Origin of the sequence: Phytohabitans aurantiacus (assembly GCF_027923225.1) — a bacterium.
Lineage (GTDB): Bacteria > Actinomycetota > Actinomycetes > Mycobacteriales > Micromonosporaceae > Phytohabitans > Phytohabitans aurantiacus.
The window spans coordinates 168,974-195,230 of sequence record NZ_BSDI01000029.1; the positions used below are offsets into that span (position 1 = coordinate 168,974).

General features: G+C 69.8%; 16 protein-coding genes. 10 read left to right on the top strand and 6 right to left on the bottom strand.

Annotated features, from left to right (window positions below; genetic code table 11):
• Positions 1-3 precede the first annotated feature (3 nt).
• The 3 genes from QMG73_RS26350 (at position 4) to QMG73_RS26360 (ending at position 6,545) form a co-directional block, all read left to right on the top strand.
• Positions 4-765 (top strand): alpha/beta hydrolase, encoded by a 762-nt coding sequence (locus tag QMG73_RS26350; protein ID WP_281900021.1) that lies wholly within the window; start codon positions 4-6, stop codon positions 763-765.
• Between the two features lie 32 nt (positions 766-797).
• Complete coding sequence (locus QMG73_RS26355; RefSeq protein WP_281900023.1) at positions 798-1,001, top strand: hypothetical protein; 204 nt, start codon at positions 798-800, stop codon at positions 999-1,001.
• 108 nt (positions 1,002-1,109) lie between these two features.
• Entirely contained in the window at positions 1,110-6,545 is a 5,436-nt protein-coding gene (locus tag QMG73_RS26360; RefSeq protein WP_281900026.1) for a phospholipase A2, read from the top strand.
• A 53-nt stretch (positions 6,546-6,598) separates the two neighbouring features.
• Here the strand turns inward: QMG73_RS26360 and QMG73_RS26365 are convergent, their stop codons facing one another.
• Positions 6,599-7,165: a DUF6891 domain-containing protein gene (locus tag QMG73_RS26365; protein ID WP_281900027.1), complete on the bottom strand. Its 567-nt coding sequence runs from the start codon at positions 7,163-7,165 to the stop codon at positions 6,599-6,601.
• Between the two features lie 88 nt (positions 7,166-7,253).
• Here QMG73_RS26365 and QMG73_RS26370 point away from each other — a divergent pair, with 88 nt between their 5' ends.
• The 6 genes from QMG73_RS26370 (at position 7,254) to QMG73_RS26395 (ending at position 17,447) form a co-directional block, all read left to right on the top strand.
• Positions 7,254-8,684 (top strand): alpha/beta hydrolase family protein, encoded by a 1,431-nt coding sequence (locus tag QMG73_RS26370; RefSeq protein ID WP_281900028.1) that lies wholly within the window; start codon positions 7,254-7,256, stop codon positions 8,682-8,684.
• A 250-nt stretch (positions 8,685-8,934) separates the two neighbouring features.
• Entirely contained in the window at positions 8,935-13,518 is a 4,584-nt protein-coding gene (locus tag QMG73_RS26375) for a golvesin C-terminal-like domain-containing protein (RefSeq protein ID WP_281900030.1), read from the top strand.
• Positions 13,519-13,626: 108 nt separating this feature from the next.
• Positions 13,627-14,685 carry a helix-turn-helix transcriptional regulator gene (locus QMG73_RS26380; RefSeq protein ID WP_281900032.1) on the top strand — a complete coding sequence of 353 codons (1,059 nt, stop codon included), beginning with the start codon at positions 13,627-13,629 and terminating at the stop codon, positions 14,683-14,685.
• On the top strand, positions 14,682-15,284 hold the full coding sequence (locus QMG73_RS26385) for a hypothetical protein (protein ID WP_281900034.1): 603 nt from the start codon (positions 14,682-14,684) through the stop codon (positions 15,282-15,284). Before QMG73_RS26380 ends, QMG73_RS26385 begins: the two co-directional genes overlap by 4 nt.
• 586 nt (positions 15,285-15,870) lie before the next feature.
• Positions 15,871-16,866, top strand: a complete 996-nt coding sequence (locus QMG73_RS26390; protein WP_281900036.1) for a pectate lyase family protein — start codon at positions 15,871-15,873, stop codon at positions 16,864-16,866.
• A gap of 101 nt (positions 16,867-16,967) precedes the next feature.
• Positions 16,968-17,447, top strand: coding sequence for a hypothetical protein (locus QMG73_RS26395; RefSeq protein ID WP_281900037.1), 480 nt, complete (start codon positions 16,968-16,970; stop codon positions 17,445-17,447).
• Positions 17,448-17,545: 98 nt separating this feature from the next.
• On the opposite strand, the gene QMG73_RS26400 is transcribed toward QMG73_RS26395, so the two are convergent.
• A complete protein-coding gene (locus QMG73_RS26400; protein ID WP_281900038.1) occupies positions 17,546-18,601 on the bottom strand; it encodes an FG-GAP repeat domain-containing protein in 1,056 nt (351 codons plus the stop codon).
• Between the two features lie 373 nt (positions 18,602-18,974).
• A complete protein-coding gene (locus tag QMG73_RS26405) occupies positions 18,975-19,961 on the bottom strand; it encodes a M48 family metallopeptidase (RefSeq protein WP_281900040.1) in 987 nt (328 codons plus the stop codon).
• An 18-nt stretch (positions 19,962-19,979) separates the two neighbouring features.
• Here QMG73_RS26405 and hrpB point away from each other — a divergent pair, with 18 nt between their 5' ends.
• The gene (gene hrpB / locus QMG73_RS26410) at positions 19,980-22,421 is read left to right on the top strand and encodes an ATP-dependent helicase HrpB (protein ID WP_407676861.1); all 2,442 of its coding nucleotides are present in this window, start codon (positions 19,980-19,982) and stop codon (positions 22,419-22,421) included.
• A gap of 65 nt (positions 22,422-22,486) precedes the next feature.
• Here the strand turns inward: hrpB and QMG73_RS26415 are convergent, their stop codons facing one another.
• From QMG73_RS26415 to QMG73_RS26425, 3 genes are read right to left on the bottom strand one after another with little or no spacing between them, the layout of a single operon-like run.
• A complete protein-coding gene (locus tag QMG73_RS26415; protein ID WP_281900043.1) occupies positions 22,487-24,850 on the bottom strand; it encodes an FtsX-like permease family protein in 2,364 nt (787 codons plus the stop codon).
• Positions 24,847-25,572 (bottom strand): ABC transporter ATP-binding protein, encoded by a 726-nt coding sequence (locus QMG73_RS26420; protein WP_281900044.1) that lies wholly within the window; start codon positions 25,570-25,572, stop codon positions 24,847-24,849. Before QMG73_RS26420 ends, QMG73_RS26415 begins: the two co-directional genes overlap by 4 nt.
• On the bottom strand, positions 25,569-26,144 hold the full coding sequence (locus tag QMG73_RS26425) for a PadR family transcriptional regulator (protein ID WP_281900046.1): 576 nt from the start codon (positions 26,142-26,144) through the stop codon (positions 25,569-25,571). The genes QMG73_RS26420 and QMG73_RS26425 overlap by 4 nt, the downstream gene beginning before the upstream one ends.
• Between the last annotated feature and the right edge of the window lie 113 nt (positions 26,145-26,257).

Below are 26,257 nucleotides of genomic sequence, written 5' to 3' on the forward strand. Positions count from 1 at the left end.
GGTATGTTCGAAGCGAACCTGGTCTATGCCGCGATTCTCGGCTACCGCCCCCTGCGCCTCGACCTGTACGCGCCCGCCGGTGAGGGCCCCTGGCCGCTTGTCGTCTGGATACACGGCGGTGCCTGGCGTATGGGTGACCGCAAGAGCCTGCCGGACACGTACGGGACGCTGGGCTTCTTCGACCGCATCCAGCGCCGCGGGTACGCGGTGGCCAGCGTCGACTACCGGCTGTCCGCCGAGGCGACCTTCCCGGCCCAGCTGGACGACGTGCGGGCGGCGATCGGGTGGCTGCGGGGGAATGCCGCCGGCTTCCACCTGGACGTGGGGCGCTTGGCGGTGTGGGGTGAGTCCGCGGGCGGCACTCTCGCCGCGCTGGCCGGGCTGGCGGCGGACGGGCCGCGGGTGCACGCGGTCGTCGACTGGTTCGGCGTGTCCGATCTATCCACCATGGACAGTGGTGACGCGGACGACCCGGGCACGGGGCCGCTGGGCGGCGTCCGGTCGCCGCGGGAGCGGGCGCTGGCCAGCCCGGTCGAGCAGGCCCACCCAGGCGCCCCGCCGTTTCTATGCGTGCACGGCACCGGCGACCGGCTTGTCCCGTACTCCCAGAGCGAGCGCCTGGCCGCGGCGCTGCACGCGCACGGCGTGCGCTGCGATCTCTACCCCGTGCCGGGCGCCGACCACTGCTTCGAGGGCGCGCCCGACGTCGCCGCGCTGATCGAGGCGTCCCTCGACTTCCTCGACGAAGTTCTCAAGCCAGAGTAAGTGGAGGGCGGGGCTCAAACGTTGATGTACGCATGGTCATTGCACCGAAGGCCATGCCCGAGGGGTCCGTCCTCAGCTTCGTGGTCTTTGGCCGAGGGCAGAACGGGGACCTGGGCTCCACCATCACGCTGTTCGACAGTGAGCCGGGCACGTGCGTGCCGCTGACAGACGAGCAGGTGCAGGCCGAGATGGACGCGCAGCGGAAAGCCGCGGAAGGCACGGGCCGCCCGAAGTAGGGTTCCGGCCCCGTGACGCGGAGGTGGCAGGCGCCCCTCCGGCGTCGCGGGTGCTGATGACGCAGAAATGAAGACTTTTTGAAAGGGCTGCCGGCGACGATGCTCGCCATGTCGGTGAGCACAGCGTCGGTGAGTGCGGTCAAGAGGCGCAAGTTCGGGGTACGGGCGCTGGTCGCCCTCATGGTCGTGAGTCTGTTGTGGGCGGTGCCGAGCTCCGCCGCCCTGCAGGCGTCCACAATGTCCGCTAGTGCCCTGAACTCCTTGTGGGGCGCGTACGGCGACGCGGGCGGCCACTGGACCGGCGGCGACTCCACCGTCTCGGTGGCGCTGCCGGATGGCCGGGTCGCCTGGCTGTACTCCGACACCTATCTCGGCGCGGTCAACGCCGACCACAGCCGGCCCGCCGACGCGCCCATGGTGAACAACACCCTGGTCGTTCAGCAGGGCAACACCCTGGGGCAGACGCTGCACGGCGGCACCGCCGCGGCGCCGAAGGCCCTTGTGGACACCGGCGTGGCCGACGAGCTGTTCTGGGTCACGGACGGTGTCGTCGACGAGGGCGCGTTGAAGGTGCTCTACAACCGTTACCGCAAGACCGGCACCGGCCCGCTGGATGTCGAACTCGTCGGGACCGCGCTGGCGACGTTCGCGCTGCCCGGCCTGACGCTGAGCAGCGTGACAGCGCTGCCGCTCACCAACCGGATCGCCTGGGGCACGACGATCCTGCAGGATGGTGGGCAGACCTATGTGTACGGTCTGGAAGACGTCGACGGCCTCAAGTTCGCGCATGTGGCCCGGGCCACCGGTGGCCTGGCGGGGAGTTGGCAGTTCTGGACCGGCTCGGCCTGGTCGGCGAACGAGGCGCAGTCGAGCCGGTTGATGAGTGGTGTCGGTGGTTACTCCGTCGATCGGATCGGCGACGACTACGTGCTGGTGACTCAGGACACCAACACGATGTTCGGTCCGTCGGTGGTGGCGCATGTGGCCGCGAGCCCGACCGGGCCGTTCGGTGCGCCGCGGTATCTGGTCGACGCGCCGGAGCCCGCCGCGAACCCGGCGCACATCATCTACGACGCCCGTACCCATCCGGCGCTGGCGGCGGACGGGAAGCTGCTGATCTCGTACAACGTCAACAGCCTGCGGGACGGCGACAACACCGCGGACGCCCGTATCTATCGGCCGCGTTTCGTCGAGTTCGCGTGGCCGTTGCCGGCGCCGGACCCGGCGACGGTGCCGGCCCGCCCCGCCGGGTTCACCGTCGAGGGCAGCAGTGACCCCATCCGGTTGGCGTGGACGCCGGTTCCGGGCGCCACCGGGTATCGGGTGTATCGCCGGGACGTCACGGCCGGCCAGACTCATTTCACTCGTTCACCGCGGGTAGAGTCGCAGGCCAGCGCCGAGGTCGCGTTACTGACCGACGGGCACGCGTACGAGTTCCGGATCGCGGCGGTCAACGCCGTCGGGGAGAGCCAGCCCAGCGACACCAGGTCCATCACGATCGACGTCGTGGCGCCAGCCGCGCCGACGGGGTTGACGGCCACCCCGAACGGCAACGGCGAGATCGCGTTGAGCTGGGCGGCGGTGACGGGGCCGGCGCAGTACCAGGTGTACCTGCGGGACCTCACCGAGCAGCAGGAGGAGTTCGCGACGCTCGAACCGGACTCCCCGTTCGGCACGACCGCGACGGCGCGCAAGCTCGTCCACCAGCACGACTACGAGTTCGTGGTCGTCGCCCGCAACGGCGCGGGGGACAGTCCGCGCAGCGCGGCGGTCACCGCGCGGGCGTCCTACGCCCTTCCGGGTACGCCAGGGCAGCTGACCGCCACCGCGGACGGTGCCGGCGCGGTGCGGCTGGCCTGGCAGGCGGCCGGCCCCGACGTCTGGTACTGGGTGTACCAGCGGGACGTGACGGCCGGCGAGACCGCGTTCACCAAGCTGGAGTACCCCGTCACGCAGGGGGCGTCGTTCAACGCCGCGGGGCTGCTGCACGAGCACGAGTACGAGTTCAAGGTCTCCGCTATCAACGGCGGCGGTGAAGGCGTCGCGACCGCGCCGGTCCGGGCGACGGCCCGCTACGGCCTGCCCGGCGTGCCGACCGCGCTGGCCGCGACGGTGAACGCCGATGCCAGCGTGACGCTGAACTGGACAGGTTCCGGCGCCGGCGTCTGGTACTGGGTGTACCTGCGGGACGTCACCGCCGCCGAGACCGAGTTCCGCAAGCTTGAGTACCCGGTCACCGAGGGCACCACGGCCCGGCCGGGAGCCCTGCTTGACGGGCACGAGTACGAGTTCGCGGTGTCGGCCATCAACCAGGGTGGGGAGAGCCAGCGCAGCGGCACGATCCGCGCGACCGCCCGGCACGACAAGCCCGGTGCGCCAACCGGTCTGGTGGCGACCGCCAACGGCGACGGCAGCGTCAGTCTGGAGTGGACGGCACCCGCCCCGAACCTCTACTACTGGGTCTACCAGCGCGACGTGACCAGCGGCGAAGCCGACTTCCGGAGGCTGGAGCTTCCGGTCACCCAGGGCACGGCTGCGCGGCCGGGAGCGTTGCTCGACGGGCACGAGTACGAGTTCGCGGTCGCCGGCATCAACGCCGCCGGTGACGGGCCGCGCAGCGCAACGGTACGGGTGACCGCCCGTCACGACCTTCCCGGTGTGCCGACCGGTCTACGGGCGACACCGGGCGACGGCGAGGTCGTTCTGGAGTGGACAGCGGTTCCCAACTCCTGGTACTGGGTCTACTACCGCGACATCACCGCGGGCGACACCCAGTTCACCAAGGCGCAGTACCCGGTGACCGAGGGCCCGACGGCGACATTGGGCTGGCTGGCCAACGGCCATGAGTACGAGTTCAAGGTGTCGGCGGTCAACGCGGCCGGTGAGGGCGGCGCCAGCGCGGTGGTGAAGGCGAAGCCCATGCCGCCGCTGCCCAAGGTGGTGACCGGTCTGACCGCCACGGCCAACGACACCGGCGGCGTCCGTCTGGAGTGGACAGCGCCCGGCCCGAACCTCTACTACTGGGTGTACCGGCGGGACGTGACGGCGGGAGAGTCCGACTACACGAAGCTGGCGTACCCGGTAACGGACGGCACGGCGATCACCGTCAAGGGGCTCACTCACGGGCACGTGTACGAGTTCACGGTCGCCGGCACGAACCTGGCCGGTGACGGGCCGACCGCCGCCCCGGTCCGCGCGACCGTCCACTATGCCCTGCCGAGCGCGCCGACGAACCTGCGCGGGCAGACCGCCGGCGACGGCACCGTCAACCTGAGCTGGGACTCGCCCGGCGAAGACCTGTGGTTCTGGGTGTACCAGCGCGACGTGACCGCCGGGCAGACCGCCTTCACCAAGGGCATCTACCCCGCGACCACCACGTCGGCGACCAGCGGTGCGCTCGTGCACGGCCACGTGTACGAGTTCAAGGTCACCGCGATCAACGGCGGCGGCGAGGGACCCGCCTCGAACACCATCCAGGTCACCGCCCAGGGCGGCCTGCCCCGCCCGCCGACCGGCCTGACCGCGGTAGCCGGCAACGGCGAAGTCAGGCTGTCGTGGACGGCCAGCACCACACCCAACGTCTATTACTGGATCTACTACCGGCAGACGGCCGGAAACGACGGCTTCACCCGGCTGGAGTGGCCGGCGACCGGAACCACCGCGACCGTGGGCAGCCTGACCAACGGCACGGAGTACGAGTTCAAGGTGGCCGCGACCAACGCGTCGGGCGACAGTGAGCCATCCAATGTGGTCAAGGCTCGACCGCTGCCGCCCGCGCCCACCGCGCCGACGGGCCTGAACGCGATCGCGGCCGACGGCAAGGTCGGCCTCGGCTGGAACCAGAACGCGACCGCCACGACCTACAACATCTACCTGCGCGACGTCACCGCCGGGCAGACGGCGTGGACGAAGCTGCCGTACTCGGTGCCCGAGTGGTGGCACACCGTCGAAAACCTGACCAACGGTCACCGGTACGAGTTCCGCGTCACCTCCGTCAACGCCGCGGGGGAGAGCGGCCCGTCCAATGTGGTCAGCTCCACGCCGGTACCACCCGCGCCGCAGGCCCCGAGCGGCCTGACCGCGGTGGCTGGCAATGGCCAGGTCACGTTGAACTGGAATGCCAGTGCGACGCCGAATGTGTACTACTGGGTGTACTTCCGGCCGCAGGGTCACACGGACTGGTACTACTTCCAGTACCCCACGCTCGACACCCGGTTCGTGGCGACAGGGCTGTTGAACGGGTTCCGGTACGAGTTCAAGGTGACCGCCGCGAACCTGGGCGGCCAGAGCGGGTTCTCCAACACCGTCGCGGCCACGCCGTTCCAGCCGCCGCCCGCCGCACCGTCGGGCCTGACCGCGGTGGCCGGCAATGGCCAGGTCACGTTGAACTGGAATGCCAGTGCGACGCCGAATGTGTACTACTGGGTGTACTTCCGGCCGCAGGGTCACACCGACTGGTACTACTTCAAGTACCCGACGACGAACACCCGGTTCGTGGCGACCGGGTTGCTGAACGGGTTCCGGTACGAGTTCAAGGTGACCGCGGCCAACGGCGGCGGGCAGAGCGGGTTCTCCAACACGGCGGCGGCCACACCGTTCCTGCCCCTGCCGGCCGCGCCGTCCGGGCTCAGTGCGGTGGCCGGAGACGCCCAGGTCACGCTGACCTGGAACGCCAGTGCGACGTCCAACGTGTACTACTGGGTGTACTTCCGGCCGCAGGGACACGCGAACTGGTACTACTTCCAGTACCCGACGACGAACACCAGGTTCGTGGCCACGGGGCTGGCGAACGGCTACACCTACGAGTTCAAGGTGACCGCCGCGAACCAAGCCGGCCAGAGCGGCTACTCCAACACCGTCAGCGCCCGCCCGCTGCCGCCACCCCCGTACGTGCCGACGCTGAGCGCGTCCGCCCGGCCAGGGTACGCACGGCTCAGTTGGCAGTGCACGCTGTTCCCCGGCGGCTACGTCTACCTCTGGATCGAATACCGCACCAGCGGCGCATGGCGGCGCCTGCCGCTTCCGGTGGTGCACTCGGTGGGGCTGTGTGAACAGTCCTTCCACTTCGACACCACCGCGTTCGCGCGGGGCCAGCGCATCGAGTACCGCCTCATCGCCGAGCGGATCACCCAATCGGTGTCCAACGTGGCCGCCGCCAACGTGATGCTCTCCCGTCCACAGGCGTACTGGTTGATAACGGAACCGACCAGCCAGGGACGCAGTTCGTTCCAGGCCGGATCCGGCGCGTGGAGTGCGTACGGGTTCGACTGGGCCAACAACGGATGCAGCAACTCGCCGGACTATCCGTTCGGATACAACTTCAAGCCGGCGTGCGACCGGCACGACTTCGGCTACGGAAACCACCGCACGGTCGGCCTCAGCGCTGAGCGTTACCGGGAACGCATCGACGGAACCCTGCTGTGGGACCTGAGCAGAATGTGCGGGGCACTCCCATCAGGTGACCGAACCACCTGTCTAGGGATCGCCTCGATCTACTACAACGCGGTGCGAGACTTCGGCGACGGCGCCTGGGCCGATTCCTGACCGGTTCAAGACGTTGGGTACGAGCGCTCAAGCTCGTACCCAACGGGCCGCCTTCAGGCCAGGGGCGCATACCAGCGTGCACCGGTGACCAGGACCCTGGTGGCCTGGCTCCGGTTCCACTCGACCCGCATGCCGTACTTGCGAAGCACCGGGAAGACCAGCTCGTCCAGCATCCGCTCCACATCGGACTGGTAGCCAGCCTGCCGTTGCTCTTCCGGCAGGGCCGCATAGGCGGCCTCGTCGAAGTCTTCGGGTGGGTAGGCGCCGTAGCCGAGGTAGACCGAACCGTCGGGGCTGGAAACAAGCGACTCGGTGTCCTGCTGGTGATACCAGAGGTATCCGTGCCAGTGCCGGGAGTCGTCGCGCTCGTCGTGGATCTCGGCGGCGGCGCAGGTGCCGCAGCAGGTGAAGTTCTCGCGGGCCAGCACGCCGAGCTGGTTGAGCTCGTCGAAGGCCTGGGTCAGGTTGCTGCGCACGTCACCCAGCTCACGCTGCTGGGCTCGGCGGACCTCCAGCGCCCTCTCGTAGGCGGCCGCGAAATCGGCGGCGTCGTCCTCCCCGCGCAGGATCCAGGACCACATCTTGTCCTCGGGACGGTCGTTGTAGGTCCAGTCATTCACACACGAGATCATGACATCAAGAGAGTGAAGCCGGATTGAAGTCGCCGGCTGGTTTACTGCAGCGACTCCACGGGACAGGAGGCGCGAGATGCGTAAAGGACTACGTGGCCTGGCTGTGGCCGGGTTGCTGATGGGGTTACTGGTCAGCGGGTCGCCGGCCAAGGCGGTGGCACCGGGCGTGGCGGCCGCCACGGGGCGTCACACCTATCTGGGCACGATCGACGGGGCCGACTTCAGGGTCGAGACGCCGCAGCGGTGGAACGGCACCTTGGTGCTGTTCAGCCATGGCAACTGGCCGGTCGGTTTCCCGCCACCGGGCGGGATCTGGCTTTCGAACCGGCCGCCGGACCGGTCCGGGACCGAGGCATGGTTGCTCGACAACGGTTACGCGCTTGCGGCGTCGAACTTCAAAGGCGTCACCGGTTTCGCGATGAAGGACGCGCTGGAAGACCAGATCGCCTTGCTGGACTGGTTCGAGGCGAACATCGGGCAGCCGCATCGCACGGTTGCCACCGGGCATTCGAACGGGGCGGCCATTTCGGCACTGCTCGCCGAGCGGAACCCGCACCGGTTCGCCGGGGTGGCGACCGCGTGCGGTGAGTTCGACCCGCCCGGAACGCTCAACTCGGCGCTGGACATGCTGTTCGCGGTCAAGGCCCTGCTGGTACCGGCTGATCAGCAGGACATCGAGCTGGTCCGATCCCGCGACCCGGATCGCGGCAACGAGGTCCTGACCAACGCGGTCCGCGACGCCGTGACCACACCGCAGGGCCGCGCCCGTATCGCCCTGATCGCCGCGCTGGGCAACATCCCGGGCGCGTTCTCCGCGCACGAGCCGGCGCCGCGGCCGGGCACGGAGGACTGGGTCCGCAAGCAGGCGGACTGGATCATGGGCTACGTCTTCTTCGGCGGACCGAAGGAGCGGGCCGATCTGGAACGCCGCGCCGGCGGCAATCCGTCGTTCAACACCGGCATCGACTACCGGCGCCTGCTGAGCCGGTCCAGCCAGACCGAGCTGGTACGCCGCGCCTACCAAGCCACGCCGGGTGTGGACCTCGACGCCGACCTGAACCGGATCAACGCCACGCCGCGGATCGCCGCCGACCCGGCCGCACTCTCCTACATGGACCGGTTCGCGCTGCCGACGGGGCGGATCTCGATGCCCTTCATCACCGTTCACACCGTGCAGGACGGCGGCGCCGTCGCCGAACACGAGCGGTGGTACGCCGGCCAGGTCCGCCAGCACGGCGACCCGGCGAAGCTGCGACAGGTCTATGTGGACCGCGGCATGCACTGCGCGTTCAGCGACGCGGAGGAGCTGGTGATTCTCCGGGCCCTGTTTGAGCGGATCGACACCGGCCGTTGGCCAAACCTGACTCCACGCCGGCTCAACGCGGCCGCCGGCGAGTTCACCGACCCGTTCCACCGGGTTTTGGACTTCGGCACGTTCGAGGACAAGATCATGCCTCCGGCATTCACCAGTTTCGCCCCAGCGCGATTCCTGCGCCCGTCACGCTAGGAGCCATGTCGCCCGCCAGCGTAGCCCCCACTGCCGTTCCCTTTTCCGAAAGGCGCCGTGCTGAACTCCGCAAATCCGTGCCCTCAAATGCGGGCAGCACGGATGTTTGGGGCAACGACGAGCTTCCATGAAAACGCGTCTCATGTTGAGCTTCCGCGCGTGCTGATTCTCGCAACGCCGAACCGATGAGACCGGGGGAACGATGGCTACATCCAGACTGCGCAGGCGGCTGCGCTCCACGATAGCTGTAGTGGCCGTTGGCGCGACGGTGGTCGCGGTCGCGCTCAGCCCGCCCGCAGCCCAGGCGCGGGCGCTGGACCCGGGGGGCGGAGCGTCGAAAGTGGCCGCTCCGCCGTCGGACACGGTCGACCCCAAAGAGCGGGATCGGGTACTGGCGCCGGGCTGGCACAAGTCCGACGATCTCGTCTGGACGACCTCGGGCGACAGCACCGGCCTGCACGTGCTCGTCGCCACCGCCCGCGGCGGGTACGGCTGGAAGACCGTGGCGTCGCTGGCCGAGCCGGGCTTCGACGCCGACCTGTGGATTGGTAACGCGTGCATCACCGGCTCTGGTCGCCGGCTCGTGGTGGTTTACGGGCCGCGCACGTTCACCAATGACCCCGACCTCTTCGACCGTGGCGGGTTCACCGCGGTGGTGGACCTGCACTCGGGTGCGGTGAAGAAGCTGCCGGTGCAGAGCTCGCTGGCGTACTTCAATCCGGGTTGCGGCACCGGAGAGAGGGCGGTGCTCAGCCAGTACGGCGGCAAGCGCATCGACGACCCGAAGGTCAAGGGCGTCCACAGCAGACTGATCACAGTGGACGCCGCCAAGGGCACGATCGGCAAGCCGCTGCTGCTGCCCACCGAGCTGAGCTCGCCGGTACCGGTCGGTGACGCCGTGGTCGCCGCGGGCGCGGGCCGGCTCGTGCGCGTGGACGGTCGAGGCAGGATGCAGGGGCTGGTCCCCACGCGCGGCACCGCTTTCCGGCTCGCCGCCGATCGCGACGGTGGCGTCGTGTTCCTGGACCGGCAGGGCGAGAGCGTCCGGGTACGACGGACGATGCCACGGGCGAACGCGACGCCCGCCACTCTCGCCGAGGGCGGCCTCACCAGCGTCGGCCTGGCCACCGGCACCGCCGGGCAGGTGTTCCTGACCGGCGCCGCCACCAACGTGACGGCGTTGCCCGGGACGGTCCGTCGCCTCGACGTGCCGAACTCCAGCACCGTGTCCACGACGGGCGCGCTCGCGCTGACCCGGGTGGCCTGGGCCGGTCAGGCCGATCCCCGGGTTCCCGTCGACACCGGCGGCGCCGCGCGAACCCTTGACATCGAGGCGCGGTCCGTCGCCCGGAAGGCGAACCTGACGTTTCGCGTGTCGCCCGACGCCTCGCAGTCCGGGGCCGCGGCCGGGTCGGCGCGAAGCACGCACCCGAACCTGAACGCCGCCAAGAAGAGCGGCTCCGCCGCCCGTGTGCAGGGCTCACCCACCGACCCGGTCGAGGGTACGGACGAACGGTACTGCTCGGTGCCGCGCAACGATCCGCGCAACCAGGCGATGCAGCCCAAGCCGCGCCAGGTGGAGTGGGCCGTCGACCAGGTGATCACCAGGTCGCTGACCGTGTCCCGGCCGGCGAACTGGAAGAACCTCGGCATGCCGCCGTACAGCCCGATGTCGTACTTCCCGCCGGTCGACCTGATCGGCGGCGGACGGGTGCCGGCCCAGGTGATGCTCGGCATCCTCGCCCAGGAGTCGAACATGTGGCAGGCGCCCGGCTTCGTGCTGCCCGGAGCCACCGGCAACCCACTCATCGGCAACTTCTACGGCCGCGACATCTACAACGTCGACTCCTCCGACGACTGGAATATCAACTGGGCCGACGCCGACTGCGGATACGGCGTGGCGCAGGTGACCGACCGCATGCGCTTGGCGGGCAAGGAAAAGCCCGATGAGCAGCCCTCGCATCCGTACAACATGCAGCGTGCGGTGGCGCTGGACTTCGTCACCAACATCGCGGCCGGCGTGCAGATCCTGCAGAACAAGTGGAACCAGGTCCGGGCGGCGGGAATCACCGTCAACAACGGCGATCCGCTCAAGATCGAAAACTGGTTCATGGCGGCGTGGGCGTACAACACAGGCTTCTATCCCAACCTCGGCAACGGCGAGCCGTGGGGTGTGGGTTGGGCGAACAATCCCATCAACCCGCGCTACGACCCGCAGCGCAAGGCGTTCCTCGACACGACATACGAGGACGCGCGTACGCCGCAGAAGTGGCCGTACCCGGAAAAGATCATGGGTTGGGCCGGCCACCCGGTGGAGATCAACGAGTCGCCGACGACGCTCGTCCGCGGGTACAACGCCGCTTGGTGGCCGGGTGGCGACGTCCAGGGTCCGATCAACCGGACCGCGGTGAAACCGCCACTGAACCTCTTCTGCGACCAGAGCAACCACTGTGTACCGGGCATGAAGGTGGAGCCGGACGCGCCCGGTATGGAGGAGGAACCGCCCGGGCCGTGCCTGCACACCGACGACCACGACCGCTTCGACCTGCGCTGCTGGTACCACCAGTCGGTGCAGTGGAAAGGCGGACCGGGTACCACCTGCGGCACCTGCGGCAACGAGTCGGTGCGCTTCGACCCCGGCTACGCGTACCAGGATGACGGGGTCAGCTACCCGCCGAACTGCGGCACCATGCCGAGCACCTGGCTGATCATCGACGACCAGCTCGACGGCACGCCGTCGGTGCGACCGGACTGCGCTCGAACATTCAGCAACGCTGGCTCGTTCGGGTTCGAGTTCGCCCCCGACGGCAGCGGCAACTATCCGTCCAAGGTGGACCTTCATCAGATCGGTGGCGGCTTCAGCGGCCACTTCTTCTTCGGGCGGACCCGCACCAGCGCGATGCACGGCGGCAGGCTGCGCGTCAACGGGACCTGGCGGCTGAGCAACCCGATCAGCGGCTGGTACAAGGTGAAGGTGGCCGTACCGGACCACCGCGCCTTCACCAGGCAGGCCGACTACGTGATCAACCTGGGCAACGGGGTTACCCGGCATCGCGTCATCGGCCAGGTGCGCAAGGCGAACACGTGGGTGGATCTCGGGTTGTTCAACTTCAACGGCCGCGGGAGCGTCTCGCTGTCGACGGTCACCCGCGACGGCATCGGCGAGGAGAGCATCGCCTGGGACGCGGTCGCCTTCGAACGGGCGAGTACGCCGGTGGCCCAGTACGTGGCGATGGGTGACTCGTACAGCTCCGGCGAGGGCATCGACTACTACCTGCCGGACAGCGACCACAAGCGCGACGGCAACGACAAGAACGCCTGCCACCGGTCGATCCGCGCCTACCCCTACCACGTGAAGCTGCCGGGGAGCAGCGCGACGATCGAGCAGGAGGCGGCCGCCGGGCGCGCGTCGTTCGGGTTCATCGCCTGCTCGGGGGCGAACACGACAAGCGTGACGGAGACCGCGGTCAACTCACCGCCGGCCGTGACGGACCAGGCCGGATACACCGACTGGGGCCGGGCCGACCACCGGTTCGGCGAGCTGCCACAAGTCGACCAGGGCTGGTTGGACGTGGACACCACCCACGTGACGATCTCCATCGGCGGCAACGACGCGCGCTTCGCCGACGTGATGCACGGCTGCATGGTCGTCAACCCCTTGAACGGGTGTTACGGCGCCGACCATCGCCTGACCCGGCGCTCCAACGGTGCCGTCGATCCGTCGGCGTTGAGAACCTTCGAGATGACGGTCATCCTCAATTTGCTGCCGGCCAAGCTGAAAGCGGCCTACCGCGCGATACACGAAAAGGCGCCCAACGCGCAGATCGTCGTGGTCGGCTATCCGCAACTGTTCCCGGACCATCCATGGCAGACGTGCCAGAGCGTGAGCCCGACGACCCAGCGTCTGCTGAACAACTTCAGCGGCATGCTCGGCCTGATCACCGCCGACGCGGTCGCCGATCTCGCGCTCGGGGGCATGAACATCAAGTACGTCGACCCGACGGACACCTGGCGCAACGGCGGCGGTGCGACCTCGCGCTGGGCGTGCCCCACCGGTTCGGCCGGCTCGTGGACCAACATGGTCATCGCCGTCGCGGAACCGTGGAGCGGCCGGGAGATCCCGGGCGCGGGCAGCTTCCACCCCAAGGAGGCCGGGCACGCCGCGCTGGGCGTGCTAGCCAGCGTCGCCTTGATGGAGCCCAGTTCGGTCTCCACGGTCGCCACCTACTTCCAGAGCAGGGCCGCGACACGCGGCATCACACTGTCGCCGTCCCAGGCCACCTATGCGGCCGAACGATGTCTTGAGCTGACCCGGATCGGTGGTGTCGGGGGAGACCCGTGCATGACCCTGCCGGTGTTCTTCCCCTCGGTGACCGATGCCGGTGACGCGGCCGTCAACGACAACGAAGGTCTCCAGCAGAATCCACTGTGGGTCCTGCTGCGCCGCGCCAAGAACGACGAGATGGCGAAGATCCTGCCGAGCAGAAACTGGTACACGCAACAGGGCCGGCAGCCCAACGGGTGCTCCCGAAATCCAAAACCCTCCCCCACCCACCAGTGCGATGAGTATCCCTACTACTCCAGCGAGCTCGCCGGCAGGTGGGACGAGTTCAACCACGACCTCTCACCGGTGAGCACCACCCTCAAATGGGTGGACGAGGTGCCCAACGGCAGGGAGGGCAACGTGCTGGGCGCGATGTACGGCTCATGCGACATCACCAGCGCTACCTACGACAGCACCACGAAGGAGAAGACGGCACCCGGCGGCCGGTTCCTCACCATCCCGCTGGTGCTCAGCACCTCCCCGGAGACACTGTTCATCTGCCCACCCTGATCTCACTGATCTTGCGCGATCCAGAAATCCGACGACACGGAATGGATACAGGGGTGGCGGGCACCCGGGAAGATGAGATTCGATGCCTTGTCACGGGGGTGATGACGCATGGTGCTTGGGGCAGGGACGGTCGTCGTCGGTGCCGCCGTACCGTCACTGGTGTCCTGCGGCCTGTCACCCGACGCCGACCTGGTCTACCGGACCCTTGTCACGTTCGGCGCCGGGTGCGCGGTGGAGCTGGCTCGGGGGCTCGGACTGCCACGCCGGCGGGTCCTCGACGCGCTCGACGAGCTGGCCGATCGGAACGCGGCGTCTCTGGCGCCGGCGGCCCGCCCGGAGACAGCCGTGTGGCGCGCTCATCCGCCGGCCACGGTCGTGCCCGCGCTGCGCCACAGCCGGGCACGGCCACAGGCGCGGGCCAGCGCGGCCCCGAGCCGCCCCGACCGCGTCCTGCCGGAGCTGGTCAGCCTCGCGCTGGGCGAGGGACTGCGCCACCTACCCACCCGGGCCGCCGCCCGGACCCGGATGGCTGAGCTGGTCGGGATGACCCGCTGCGAACACCTGGCCATGAACCCCGAGCCCGCGTTCGAACCGCAGGCCACCCAGTCAGCCGCCCCACTGGACCGGATCCTGCTCAGCCGCGGGGTGCGGATGCGGGTGCTCGGTGTACACCCGGCCGATCTGGATCCCCTGGCCCCGCACGGCCGCCGCCCTCCGGAGAAGATGCCCGACTACCGGCGGATGCCGGCCGTACCGATGAAGCTCATCGTCGTGGACCGCACGGTGGCGCTGTTTCCCGTCGACCCTGGCGACTTCGGCCGTGGCTACCTGGAGGTTGCCCAGCGGCCCGTTGTCGACGCGCTGGTATCCCTCTTCGAGCGCAACTGGGACGTCGCGTCCACACCACCCGCGGAGCGGGGCCTGCCACCCCTCAGCCCTCGCGAGTGGGCTCTGGTCTCCCTGCTGGCGGCGGGACACACGGATGAGTCAGCCGCCCGCCACCTCCAGGTCAGTTCCCGCTCGGTCACCAACATCCTGCGTGCCCTGATGGATCGGCTCGGCGTGCAGAACCGTTTCCAGCTCGGCCTCGTCCTCGGCGCGCTGTACGCGGTGCGGCCGCCCTACAGCACGGCCCCGACAACTACCGAAGGGAAGGAGACCCGATGAAGAGGTTCATCCGGGCGGTTATCAGCGGCGCCGCCGGTCTGCTGCTGGTCGTCGCCGGCCCCGTCACGGCGGCGGTCGGTGACGAGCTGTGGCCAGACACCGCCGCCTGCGCCGTCGGCGAGTTCACCGCTGTGGTCGTCGGGCCACCTGACGAGTTTGGGCCGGTCCTGGAGCTGCGCGGCCGGGTGGGACCGTGCCCGAAGTCCGAAAAGGACCCTGACCCACGGGTCAGCGGCCGGTTCGGGTTCGCATACGTGGGCTGGACGACGGTGATGTCACCGGGGCAGCAGCTGCCGCCCGTGGTGCCAGCCGGTCGGCTGTACGACAAGAAGCTGCGGCCGTACAAGGCGGCGACCGAGCCGACAGAGTTCGCCGGGCACTTCAACTTCGACGCGGCCGAGTCCGTCGGCGACGGGGCGGCGGCGGCGATCTGCCTCGTCCGCGACACCACCACCCGACTCGCCTGCCTGATAGTCGAGCTGGGTGACGACACGCCGACGGTGACACCGGTGCCGGTGACAGACCCACGCGTGCGGGTCCAGATAACCGTGCTCCCGGGCGGCAGCAACACCTGGCCCAACTGCGGCACCTGCCTATAGCCAGCGCCACCCCGCCCGCGACAGCACGTAGCCCCGCCCTGCACGCCGATCAAGGGCAAATGCACGCGCTTTGATCTCTAAACCGCGTGCATTCGCCCTTGATCCACGCACATGGCCTTGATCGACGACTCTTTGCGGGACAAGGGCAAGCCCAAGACCAGGACCGAAATCCGAGCTACCGCGACGCCCGCCGCGCGCAAGACCGCAGCTCCCGCGGCCTCACCCACCGCGCACCCACAACCCACGCGGGCGAAGCAACAAAATCCCTGATACTGCGGCTTCCGGATGCCGCTGAGGCGACAAAAACAGGGTTTTTGTCGCCTCAGCCATGGCCGGATGGCGAGGCGGCGACGAGCGGAGAGCGTGACTACACGCGGAGGGTGAGGCCGCGGGAGCAACGGCATGGACCACGACGAACGTCGCGGCAGCCCGCAGATTGATGCCGCTGACGCCGATGCCGGGGGCGGATTTGTCAGTTCATTGACATTTGTGGAAGTGACTCGTAAGCTCGCTGGAAAGCGCTTTCCAAGATGCTTGGGGGTCTGCCACCCCGACTGTGTCACAGTCCGGAAGGGCGGGACCCATCATGCTCAGACGACGCTTCATCGCGCTCCTCGCAGGCGTGTTCACCGCCGTGCTCGCCGGCTCCGTCGGCGGCGTGCGGGCCGCCGCAAGCGACGACATCCAGGTGATGGCCGATACGGCAGACGGCTATGCGAGCGTCTCCGCGCTCGGCATCAACGGCACCACCGGCGGCGCCGCGGGCCCCACCGTCACAGTCACCACCAGCGCACAGTTGGCCCAGTACGCCGGCGCGAACACCCCGTACACGATCCTGATCTCCGGCCGGATCCAGGTCAGCGGCATGGTGCGGGTGGTGGCCAACAAGTCGATTCTCGGCGTCGGGGCCACTGCGGAGATTACCGGTGGCGGTCTGGTGCTCGGCAGCACCACCCGACCCGGCAACAATGTCATCATCCGCAACATCGCGTTCCGTAACGCGTCTGACGATTCTGTCAGTGTCCACAATGGTGCGCACCACGTGTGGATCGACCACAACGACTTCTACCCGGCGTACGACGGATCGGTCGACGTCAAGCACAAGTCGACATTCGTCACGGTGTCGTGGAACCGGTTCCATGGCACCGACAAGAGCATGCTGCTGGGTCACTCAGACACGCACACCGCCGACATCGGCTACCTGAAGGTCACCTATCACCACAACCTGTTCGACGGTTCCACGCAGCGGCATCCGCGCGTGCGGTTCGGCGACCCGGTGCACGTCTACAACAACTACTACCGGGGCGTCGGCTCGTATGGCGTCGCGTCGACCGAGAACGCCGGCGTGCTGGTGGAGGCCAACTACTTCGAGGACACCGCCTTCCCCTGCCACTCCGCCAGCGGCTATGCCGAGTCGGCACCGGGCCGGCTGGTCCAGCGCGGCAACGCGTTTGTACGCTCCGGTGCCTGCGAGACCGGAGGCACGGTCGGTGAGCCGAGCGCCTATTATTCCTACCGGGCAGACAGCGCCGCATCCGTGCCGTCGCTGGTCACGGCGGGTGCCGGCGTCGGCAAGATCTGAGCCGGCACCGCCCGCGCCACGTCGCCACGATCGATGCCGTGCTTCCACACGCGTCGTAATTCGCGTTGCGGGGTGGCGCGGGCGCGCCGACCATCTGGTGTATGGAGCCTGTCGTTCAGTGGGTACGCACGTCTTGGACCAAGCGGTCCCGCGGCGGCGACGCCGCTGCCCGCCGCAACGCTGTTCCGTTCGCCTTCCACCTGCCGGCGGCCGGTGCGCCGCTCATTCACCAGGTTTTCATGCATGAGCACGAAGGCTTCAGGCCACACGGCGAAACCCGAGCGGAGCTGCCCGCCGCTGACCAGGTGGAGCTGCGGCAGGTCGGCGAGCGGCTACGCGTCCAGCTCGTACCCGACGCCTCGATGATGCCGCGCCGAAACCGCCGCCCTCCGGTCATCTACCTGCGTCGCGGCGAGTGGGTGCGGTGGCAGATCAACTACCGTTCGTCGGGCACCTGTCCATGCGGGCACGAATGGTCGTACCGGCTCGACACGCTGAGCCTCGCCCACGGCGAGATCGCGACCGACGCGTTCCTGGCTCAGCCGCCGTACGCGGTCGACGAGCGTGCCTACCTCCGGTAGAGCCCTCGCCACCGAGATGCGAACGGCTGAGTCGCCCCAGCCGTTCGTCGACGAGCGTCCATGAGACATCCGCGCGGCGGTGCGCGCCGATTGGTGTATCAGCCGGCGTTGCGGAGAATGACCACGCCGTGGTTGTAATCGGCGATTACGACGTCGGTGCGGCCGTCACCGTTGACGTCGCCGACCGCTAGGCCGTCGTCGTTGTAGTTGGTCGCGTACGGCACCTCATCGAGTCCTGCCGGGGCCAGGGTGCCGTCGGCTCGTTGCAACAGTGTGCTCACCCGCTCCCAACCGCCGTGCACGGTGACCACGTCGTTGCGGCCGTCGCCGTCGATGTCCGCCGCTCGGACCGGCTGCGGGATGTCCATGACCGGGTAGGTCGTGGGTTTGGCCAGCGTGCCGGTGTCGGTCTGCGGGAACACCACCAGTTGCGAGGAAGGACGGTTGCCGCCCTCTGTGACCAACAGGTCGGCGCGGCCGTCGGCCGTGACGTCGGCGACCTCGACGCTGTTGACGGAAACGTCACGCACCAGCGGCACCTCGCGACGCCAGTAGTCGCCGAGGTTGCGGTACACGGTCACGTAGTAACCGCGGAATCCCACCGCGTCCAAGCGCCCGTCACTGTCGAGGTCACCGACACGCACCACTGTGGTGTTTTCGGTGGTCACCGGCGACCTGGTGAACGTCCCGCCGTCGCCCTGGGTGAGCTGCGCGATTCCGGCCCTGCCGGCCACGAGCAGGTCGGCGTCCGCGTCTGCGTCGAGGTCCGCGGCGGTCACCTGGGACGCGTTCACCGGCGAACCGGCCAGCACGCCCCGGCTCTCGAGGGTGCCAGCGACGCTCTGGGCGAAAATCTCCACTCCGCTGCTCGTGGCCACGGCGACGTCCAGCCGGCCGTCACCGTTCGTGTCGAGCACGGCGAGCCCGCCGGCGTCCCCGTACGCCATCCGCGTCTGGTACTTGACCTCGGGGCGCAGCGAACCGTCTGGTCGCTGCGAGTAGACGAACAGCTTGTAGTCATTCTCTTCGTCGAAGTAGTAGCTGGTCGTGAGCAGCACGTCGTTGCGGCCGTCGCCGGTGACGTCGCCGATCGCGACGTTTTCCGGCCAGGACCCGGTGGTGATCGTCTCCAGCGGCTCGTAGTGCCCAGACATGATCGGCCCCATGAGCAGCCGATCGCGCGGAGTGTCCTTTGCTGGATCCTTCCGGTGGGTATCGCGGATTGGGGCCCCGGCGCGGTCGACCCGGCGGGTGTCGTCCTCGACTGGCGGCGCCGCGAGCGCTGTGCTGCTCGCGGCGGCAACGGTGCCGGCCGTAAGGAGGGCAAGGGTAAACGAACGACGTAATGACATGCTTCCCCCGTTGCTGTCTGTCGTGCGGTGTCTCGGCGGGCGACGATGACCGCCCAGTAGCGACATTGGTCAATGTGCCGCAAGAATGTGTCTACACTGTCCTGTCCGGACGGTCAATACACCAAGCTGACGCCGTGACTAGCCGCGCTGGTCAACTGTCCAGGATGGCCACTCATCACTCCATGCTGAGGTTGCGTTGCAGGCGTTGGTAGTGCTTGGTCAGCTCGATGTCGATTTGTTCGGCATGGGCCGCGGTGAGGGTGACGGTGGGTTCGTGGTGCGGGCGGGTGGTCGCCATGCGGGCGCGCAGCCCGGTCGGTGGGTGTGACGCGAACAGGGACGTCTCGTCGCGGATGGACAGTTGGCGCAGGAGTGGCAACTGGGTTGTGGCGGTGCGAGCCTCGGCGAGGGCGGTCCGCCAGTTGGCCAGGCCGCGTCCGGCGCGGGCTTCGCGACGGATGACCATGTCGATCGTTTCCGCGGCGAGGAGAGTGTCCATCAGGTCGGCGACGGCGGTGGAGCCGGCGGTGCTGGCCGCCAGTTCGTCGGCGAGGTACTCGGCGCGTTGGGCGTCGCGTTGTCCGGTCCAGACCAGTAGCAGGTGCAGCACGTACAGGGTGCGGGCGGCGATGCTCTGTGCGACCGCGACGATCATCTCTGCGATACCGCCGTTGACGGTGTCGACCGGTCGGATGAGGTCGGCTGTGGTGCCCAGCATCGTGTAGGCGGGTTGCGTGAGTAGCCCGCGGCGCAGGTCGCCGTTGACGAAATGGCCCAGTTCGTGGCCGAGCAACGCGACGCGTTGTTGCCGCTGAAGTACCGCCCACAGCGGCAGCCCGAGGCAGAGCACGCGGCGCCGCCGTATCCCGATCGACGTGGTGTAGGCGCCGACCGTTTCGTCGACGGCGATGATGTGCGGCGTCGGTGCGCCGATCGCGGCGGTGACCTGATCGACGAGCGCGAACAGGGTGGGAGCGCGGTCTCTGGAGAGAACGTCCACCGTGGGATCCAGGCGGCCGAGGCGCGGGCGCAGCGTGAACGCCAGGGCGAGCGCGATGAGGCCGAAAAGGATCGTTAGCTGCGGGAAGTTGTAGAACACCAACCAGAGGCCGAATGCGACGAGCAGGGCCACACCGGTGAGCAGCAGCAGAGACGCGGTCATCGTCGAAAATGGGACGTGATGCGACAGGATGGCGGGGTGCTGCCCGTTGAGAAGGTCCTGCCCGCGATCGGCGACGCCCTCCAGAGTGCGGGCGCGGCCGTCCTGGTGGCGCCGCCGGGCACCGGTAAGACGACGGTGGTGCCGCTGGCGCTCATGGATCGCGTACCGGGCGGGATCGTGGTCGCGGAGCCGCGCCGGGTCGCCGCCCGCGCGGCGGCGCGCCGGATGGCGGCCATGCTGGGCGATCGGGTCGGCGGCCGGGTCGGATACGCCGTTCGCGGGGATCGCCGGGTCAGCGCCGCCACGCGGGTGGAGGTGGTCACGACAGGCGTGCTGGTGCGGCGGTTGCAACGCGACCCCGAGCTGCCCGGCACCGATGTGGTGATCCTGGACGAATGCCACGAGCGGCACCTGGACTCGGATCTGGCCCTCGCGTTCTGTGTCGACGTACGCGCCACGATCCGGCCCGACCTGCGGCTGCTGGCCGCCTCGGCGACCGCGGACACCGCCCTGCTGGCTCGGGCGCTGGCCACCGAAGAGATCGTCACCGCCGACGAGGCGCTGTATCCGGTCGAGGTGGTGTGGGCGCCGCCGCCCCGGCCGGTCGCCGCGCCCCACGGGCTGCGGGTCGACCCGAGGCTGTTGGACCACGTCGCCGCGACGGTGCGCCGGGCGCTGGCCGAACACGATGGCGACGTGCTGGTGTTCCTGCCCGGTGCTGGCGAGATCACCGCGGTCGCGTCCAGGCTGCGCGAGGTCACCGTGCTGAGCCTGCACGGCCGCCAGGACGCCGCCGCCCAGGACGCGGTGCTTCGACCGGGCACCGGCCGCCGCGTGGTGCTGGCCAGTGCGGTCGCGGAGAGCAGCCTGACCGTGCCCGGGGTCCGGGTCGTCGTCGACGCCGGGCTCAGCCGGGTGCCGCGCACCGACCACGCCCGCGGTCTGGGCACCCTGGTCACGGTGCCGGTGTCGCGGTCGACCGCGGACCAGCGCGCCGGTCGGGCCGGGCGGGAGGCGCCGGGAGTGGTCTACCGGTGCTGGTCGCAGGCGCAGCACGACCGGCTGCCGGCCCAGCCCGAGCCCGAGATCGCGGTGGCCGACCTGACCGGCTTCGCGCTCGACCTGGCCTGCTGGGGCGACCCGGACGGCGTTGGGCTGGCGCTGCCGGACCCGCCGCCCGCCGGGGCGATGCGGGTCGCGACCCAGACGCTGCGCGCACTCGGCGCCGTCGACGCCGGCGGTCGGGTCACCGCGCGCGGGCGTGCCATCGCCGCTGTCGGCGCGCACCCGCGGCTGGCCCGGGCCCTGCTCGACGGCGCACCGGCGGTCGGCGCGGACCGCGCCGCGCAGATCGTCGCGCTGCTCACCGAGCAGACCTCGGGCGAGGACCTGGTCGCGGCGTGGCGCCGGCAGCGGTCCAGCGCCGACCACCATTGGAAGACGGAGGTACGCCGGTTGCGTGCCGAAGCCGGTGACGTGGCGAGCACGGATCTGCCCGACGATCTGGCCGCTGGGCTGGTGGTCGGTCTGGCGTACCCGGAAAGGCTTGCCCGGGCCCGGCAACCGGGCGGCACGGCGTACCTCATGGTCGGTGGGACCGCGGCGGACCTCGCGCCGGGGTCGGTACTGGCGGGCGCGGCGTGGCTGGCGATCGCCGCCGCGGACCGCGACCCGAGCCGCCCCGCCGCCCGCATCCGGGTGGCGGCGGCGATCGACGAGGCGATCGCGCGGATCGCGGGCGCCGACCACCTGACCCGCGGCCAGGAGGTGGCCTGGTCCGGTGGCGACGTGGTGGCCCGCGCATACGAGCGGCTCGGCACGGTGACGCTCGTCGAACGTCCGCTGCGCGACCCGGACCGCGCCGCACTCGACCGTGCCCTGCTCGAAGGCCTGCGCCGTGAGGGCCTGGCGTTGCTGAGGTGGGACCGCGACGCGCGTGCGCTGCGCGAGCGGCTGGCGTTCTGCCGGCACGCGCTGGGCGCACCCTGGCCGGACGTCTCAGACGGCACCCTGCTCGACGCGGCTGAGCAGTGGCTCAGTCCGGAACTGCACGCGGCGCGGCGCCGCGCCGACCTGGAACGCGCCGATGTCGCCACCGCCCTGCGCCGGCTACTGCCCTGGCCGCAGGCCGCCGCCCTGGACCGCGTCGCGCCGGAGCGCCTACCGGTGCCCGGCGGCTCGCGACTGCGGGTGGACTACAGCGATCCGCAGGCGCCCGTGCTGGCCCTGCGGGTGCAGGAGGCGTTCGGCTGGCAGGAGACACCAGTGATAGCCGATGGCCGGGTACCCGTCCTGCTGCACCTGCTCTCACCCGCGCGCCGCCCGGTCGCCATCACCAGCGACCTGGCGTCCTTCTGGCGCAACGGATACCCGCGAGTGCGCGCCGAACTACGCGGCCGATACCCGCGCCACGCCTGGCCCGAGGACCCGACCACCGGACACGCTGGACAGTCCACATAGGTCAGAAACAGCTGCAACGAGCTACCGCGACGCCCGTCGCGGCACAGGCCGTTGCTCCCGCGGCCTCACCCCGCGCGTTTCCACGACCCGCGGCTGAGCGGGGATCGCGGTTCCCGCCCGGCGAGCAGCCAGCCAAGACCCGCCGCGACCACCGGTACGCCGACAGCGATCACGAGCAGCTCCACGACCGGTACGCGCGCCAGCTCGCCCAACTGGTTGCGGGATGAGCCAGCCACGATGACGGTGTACGCGGCGGCGATACCCAGGATGCCGCCCAGTAGCGCGAGCCCGCCGGCCGTCGACGACGTGAGCGTGCGCCGGATGCGACTCGTCGCGCCCGTCGCGGTCAACGTGCGCAGGTCGCCCGCCGCCTCGGCGCGGATCAGCCCGACGGTCATGGCGAGGATCGCGAGCGCGAGTACGGCTCCCGCCCCCGTCGCGATCGCGCGCAGTGCCAGCAGCCCGCCGCGCATGTTGCGGTCCTCGATGACGAGTCCGGCGTCGAGCGCGAGTTCCCGCGCTGCCGTGAGCTGCTTCCCGGTCAACGGCTGCGGCGCCTCGACCAGCCAGCCGACGCGTACCGGCTCCCAGTTGTGGCGTCGCAGCGCCGCCGGAGTGAGAAACACCTTCGGAAGCGACTCGAAGTGCGGTCGCGTGGTCAGCACATCCATTGCGTGGCCGACGCCGGCGGGATCGACGCTGAAGTAACGCAGCACCTCAGGCGTGGCAACCAGCGGTACCGTCTGCTCGCTGGCATCGACCGGCAGCCGCCCGATCCGCCCACCGCTGGCATCCGCGCGCGGTGCCTCGGCCGGGTCTATCGCGACTTCGAGCGGGATGACGGTCGGGTTGGCGAGCGTGGCCGTGTACCGCCGGACCTGGGTCTCGATCGCCGCGAGCTGAGCCGGCGTGCGGTCGGGAACGCGCAGGCCGGGGGAGTCGGTCCAGATGAGAAGCTGGCGATCGGAAAGGTTGCCCTCGGCGGCGGTTTGCTCGAGCACTCCCGCCGCGACCACGATCGCAACCGGCACCGCGAGTGCCACGCTGATCGCCGCCAGCGCGGCGCTCGACCGTGCCTGGTGGCGGGCGAGGTCACGTAAGGCCAGCCGGGACGCGACCGGGAGCCGGGCGCCGATGGCGGCGAGCAGCCGGATCGCCAACGGCCCGACGAACAGCAGCGCGAGCCCGATGGCCAGCGTGCCAGCGACGATCAGCGCCACCTCGGCGAGCTCCAACGCGTTGCGACCCGCCGCGTTGCTCCGTTGCGCGAGCCGCAGCGACACGATGCCCAGCCCGAGAAACGCTGCCGCGGCCACCGCCGACCGGCGTACCCGCTTGGGCCGCGGCGGCCGGGACGACAGGGCAAGCGTTATCGGCACCCGGGCAGCGGTGCGCGCCGGCCGCCACGCCGCCACGGTCGCCGTCAGGATGGCCAGCAGTACCGCGAAGGCGATCTGCCACCACGGCAGGTCCAGCCGGTCGATGCGGTGCCCCGCCGCCGCCTCGAACCGGGGCGTCACAGCGATCCACACCAGGGCACCCGCGACCGCGCCGACCGCCGACGCCGCGACACCGACCGCGGCGCCTTCCGTCAGCAGCACGAGACGGAGGTGCCGTGGAGTCGCGCCGACCGCGGCGAGCAGGCCGAGCTGCCTCAGCCTGCGGTGCGCGACGACGGCGAAGCCGGCCGCCGCGATGAGGCAGACGAGCAGCATGCTCACCGCGAAGACGCTGAACACGCCCGCGGCCGCCTCCATCCACGCGCCCGAAGGGCGCAGCTCGTACACCGGCTGGCCGTGCCCCGCGCGGTACTCCGCGAACCGTGCCGGATCGGCGGCCGTGAGCACGGTGACCGACTCCGGCGGTTCGGGCTGCGCCGGCGCGACAAGGACGAACTCCGCGCCCAGATCACCGGGGTTCTCGACCAGGCCGACCACGGTCCAGCTGCGGCCGCCGAGCGCCAGTACGCCGCCGGCGCGCACCCCCAGTTCCGTCGCCACGTCGTCGGTGATCGCCGCCTCGCCGGGCTTGGTCGGGTAGCGCCCCGACAGCAGCCGCAGCATCGGCGCGCCGTACGGGCCGCGTGGATCCTGCGCCCGCACCTCGATGGTCTCCACCGACCCGGGGACCGGCAGGTGCCAGTGCCCAACCACGTCGATCGTGCCGAACCACTCGCGCGCCTCCGCGATCTGGGGCTCCAGCGGCCGCTCCGCGCCGGCGTACACCGTGAACCACTGGCTGGCGGAGCCGAACCTGGCGCTGGCCGGCGGCGTCAAGTGGTACCCGGCCGACACGCCCACGACGGCCGCCGTGACGGCGACGCTCAGGAGCGCCAGCACCGCGGCCTGCTGGCGCCACTCGCGGCGGAACAGCCGCCACGCCCAGCGGACTACGGCGCGCCGGGCCGGCAGGCCGCCGTTACGGCTCACTTGCCCGCTCCCGGTGCCAGGAGGGATTCCGGGCCGGCGCTCGGTGCGGTCTGGTCGACCACCCGGCCGTCACGCAGGAACACCACGCGGTCGGCCCAGGAAGCCATCTGGGCGTCGTGGGTCACCACGACGCCGGCCACGCCCTGCTGGCTGGCCAGGCGGAGCATGCGCATCACCGTCTCGCCGCTCAACGAGTCGAGCGCGCCGGTGGGCTCGTCGGCCAGCAGCAACCGCCGTTCCCCGACGACGGCCCGTGCGATCGCCACCCGCTGGCTCTCGCCGCCGGACAGCTCATCCGGGTAGCGGGTGGCTCGCTCGGTCAGGTCGAGCTTCGCGAGTACCTCCATCGCGGCGGCCCGGGCAACCTTGCCCTTCACGCCGTCGAGCTCGAGCGGGAGTGACACGTTTTCGACGGCGGTCAGCCCGGCGAGGAGGTTGTAGTCCTGGAAGACGTATCCGATCGACCGCCGGCGCAGCCGCGCGCGGTCGTTGCGGGACATGCCCGCCAGCTCGTGACCGGCGATGAAGACGTCACCACTGGTCGGTTCCTCCAGGGTTCCGGCGATCGTGAGCAGCGTGCTCTTTCCCGATCCGCTCGGACCCATCACCGCCACCAGCTCGCCGCCCCGGACGGACAGGTCGACCTCGCGCAACGCGTGCACCTCCGCGCGGCCCTCTCCGTACACTTTGGACACCTGGCGTAGTTCGATGGCCGCGCTCATCGCCGTATCCCCGCGATCCGGCGGCCGACGCGCGGCGCGTCCTTGCTTGCGGCGCGAGCCGGTAGGCGCTTGAGCCGAGCGTCCGCCGTGTCGAGCCAGCGGACGATCGCCTCCAACCGGAACAGCTCCGAATCCACGACGAGCGCCAGCTCCACCTCATCCTCGGCGATCTCACCCTTCAAATGGGTGTACTCCTGCATCGCCTGCACGAGGTGGCGCCGGTGCACCTGGAGCAGCTCGGCCAGGTCGACACCGGGCACCCGCATCGCCACGAGCAGCTTGATGACGAGCTCGTCGCGTGGTGGCGGAATCACATCCGGTGGCGTGCGCAGCCACTCGGTCAGCTCGTCGGAGCCGGGCGGCGTGATGGTGAATACGTTCTGGGGCCCCGCGCCGCCGGAACCCTCCGACTCGACGAAACCGTCGCGCTCCAGGCGCTGGAGAGTGGTGTAGACCTGCCCGACGTTGAGCGGCCACACCTCTCCGGTCCTGGACTCGAACTCCTGCCTCAGCTGAAGGCCATACTTCGGACCCTCGCTGAGCAGGGCCAATAGGGCGTGCCGGATGCTCATACCGAGTATGATACTCAGTATACTGGCCGAGCGGTCAAGGGCTCCGACGAACTGACCGGTACGGGCAACCCCCCGAGGGTCCGGCTCCGTTTCATGGCGGAGAAGGGGAGGTG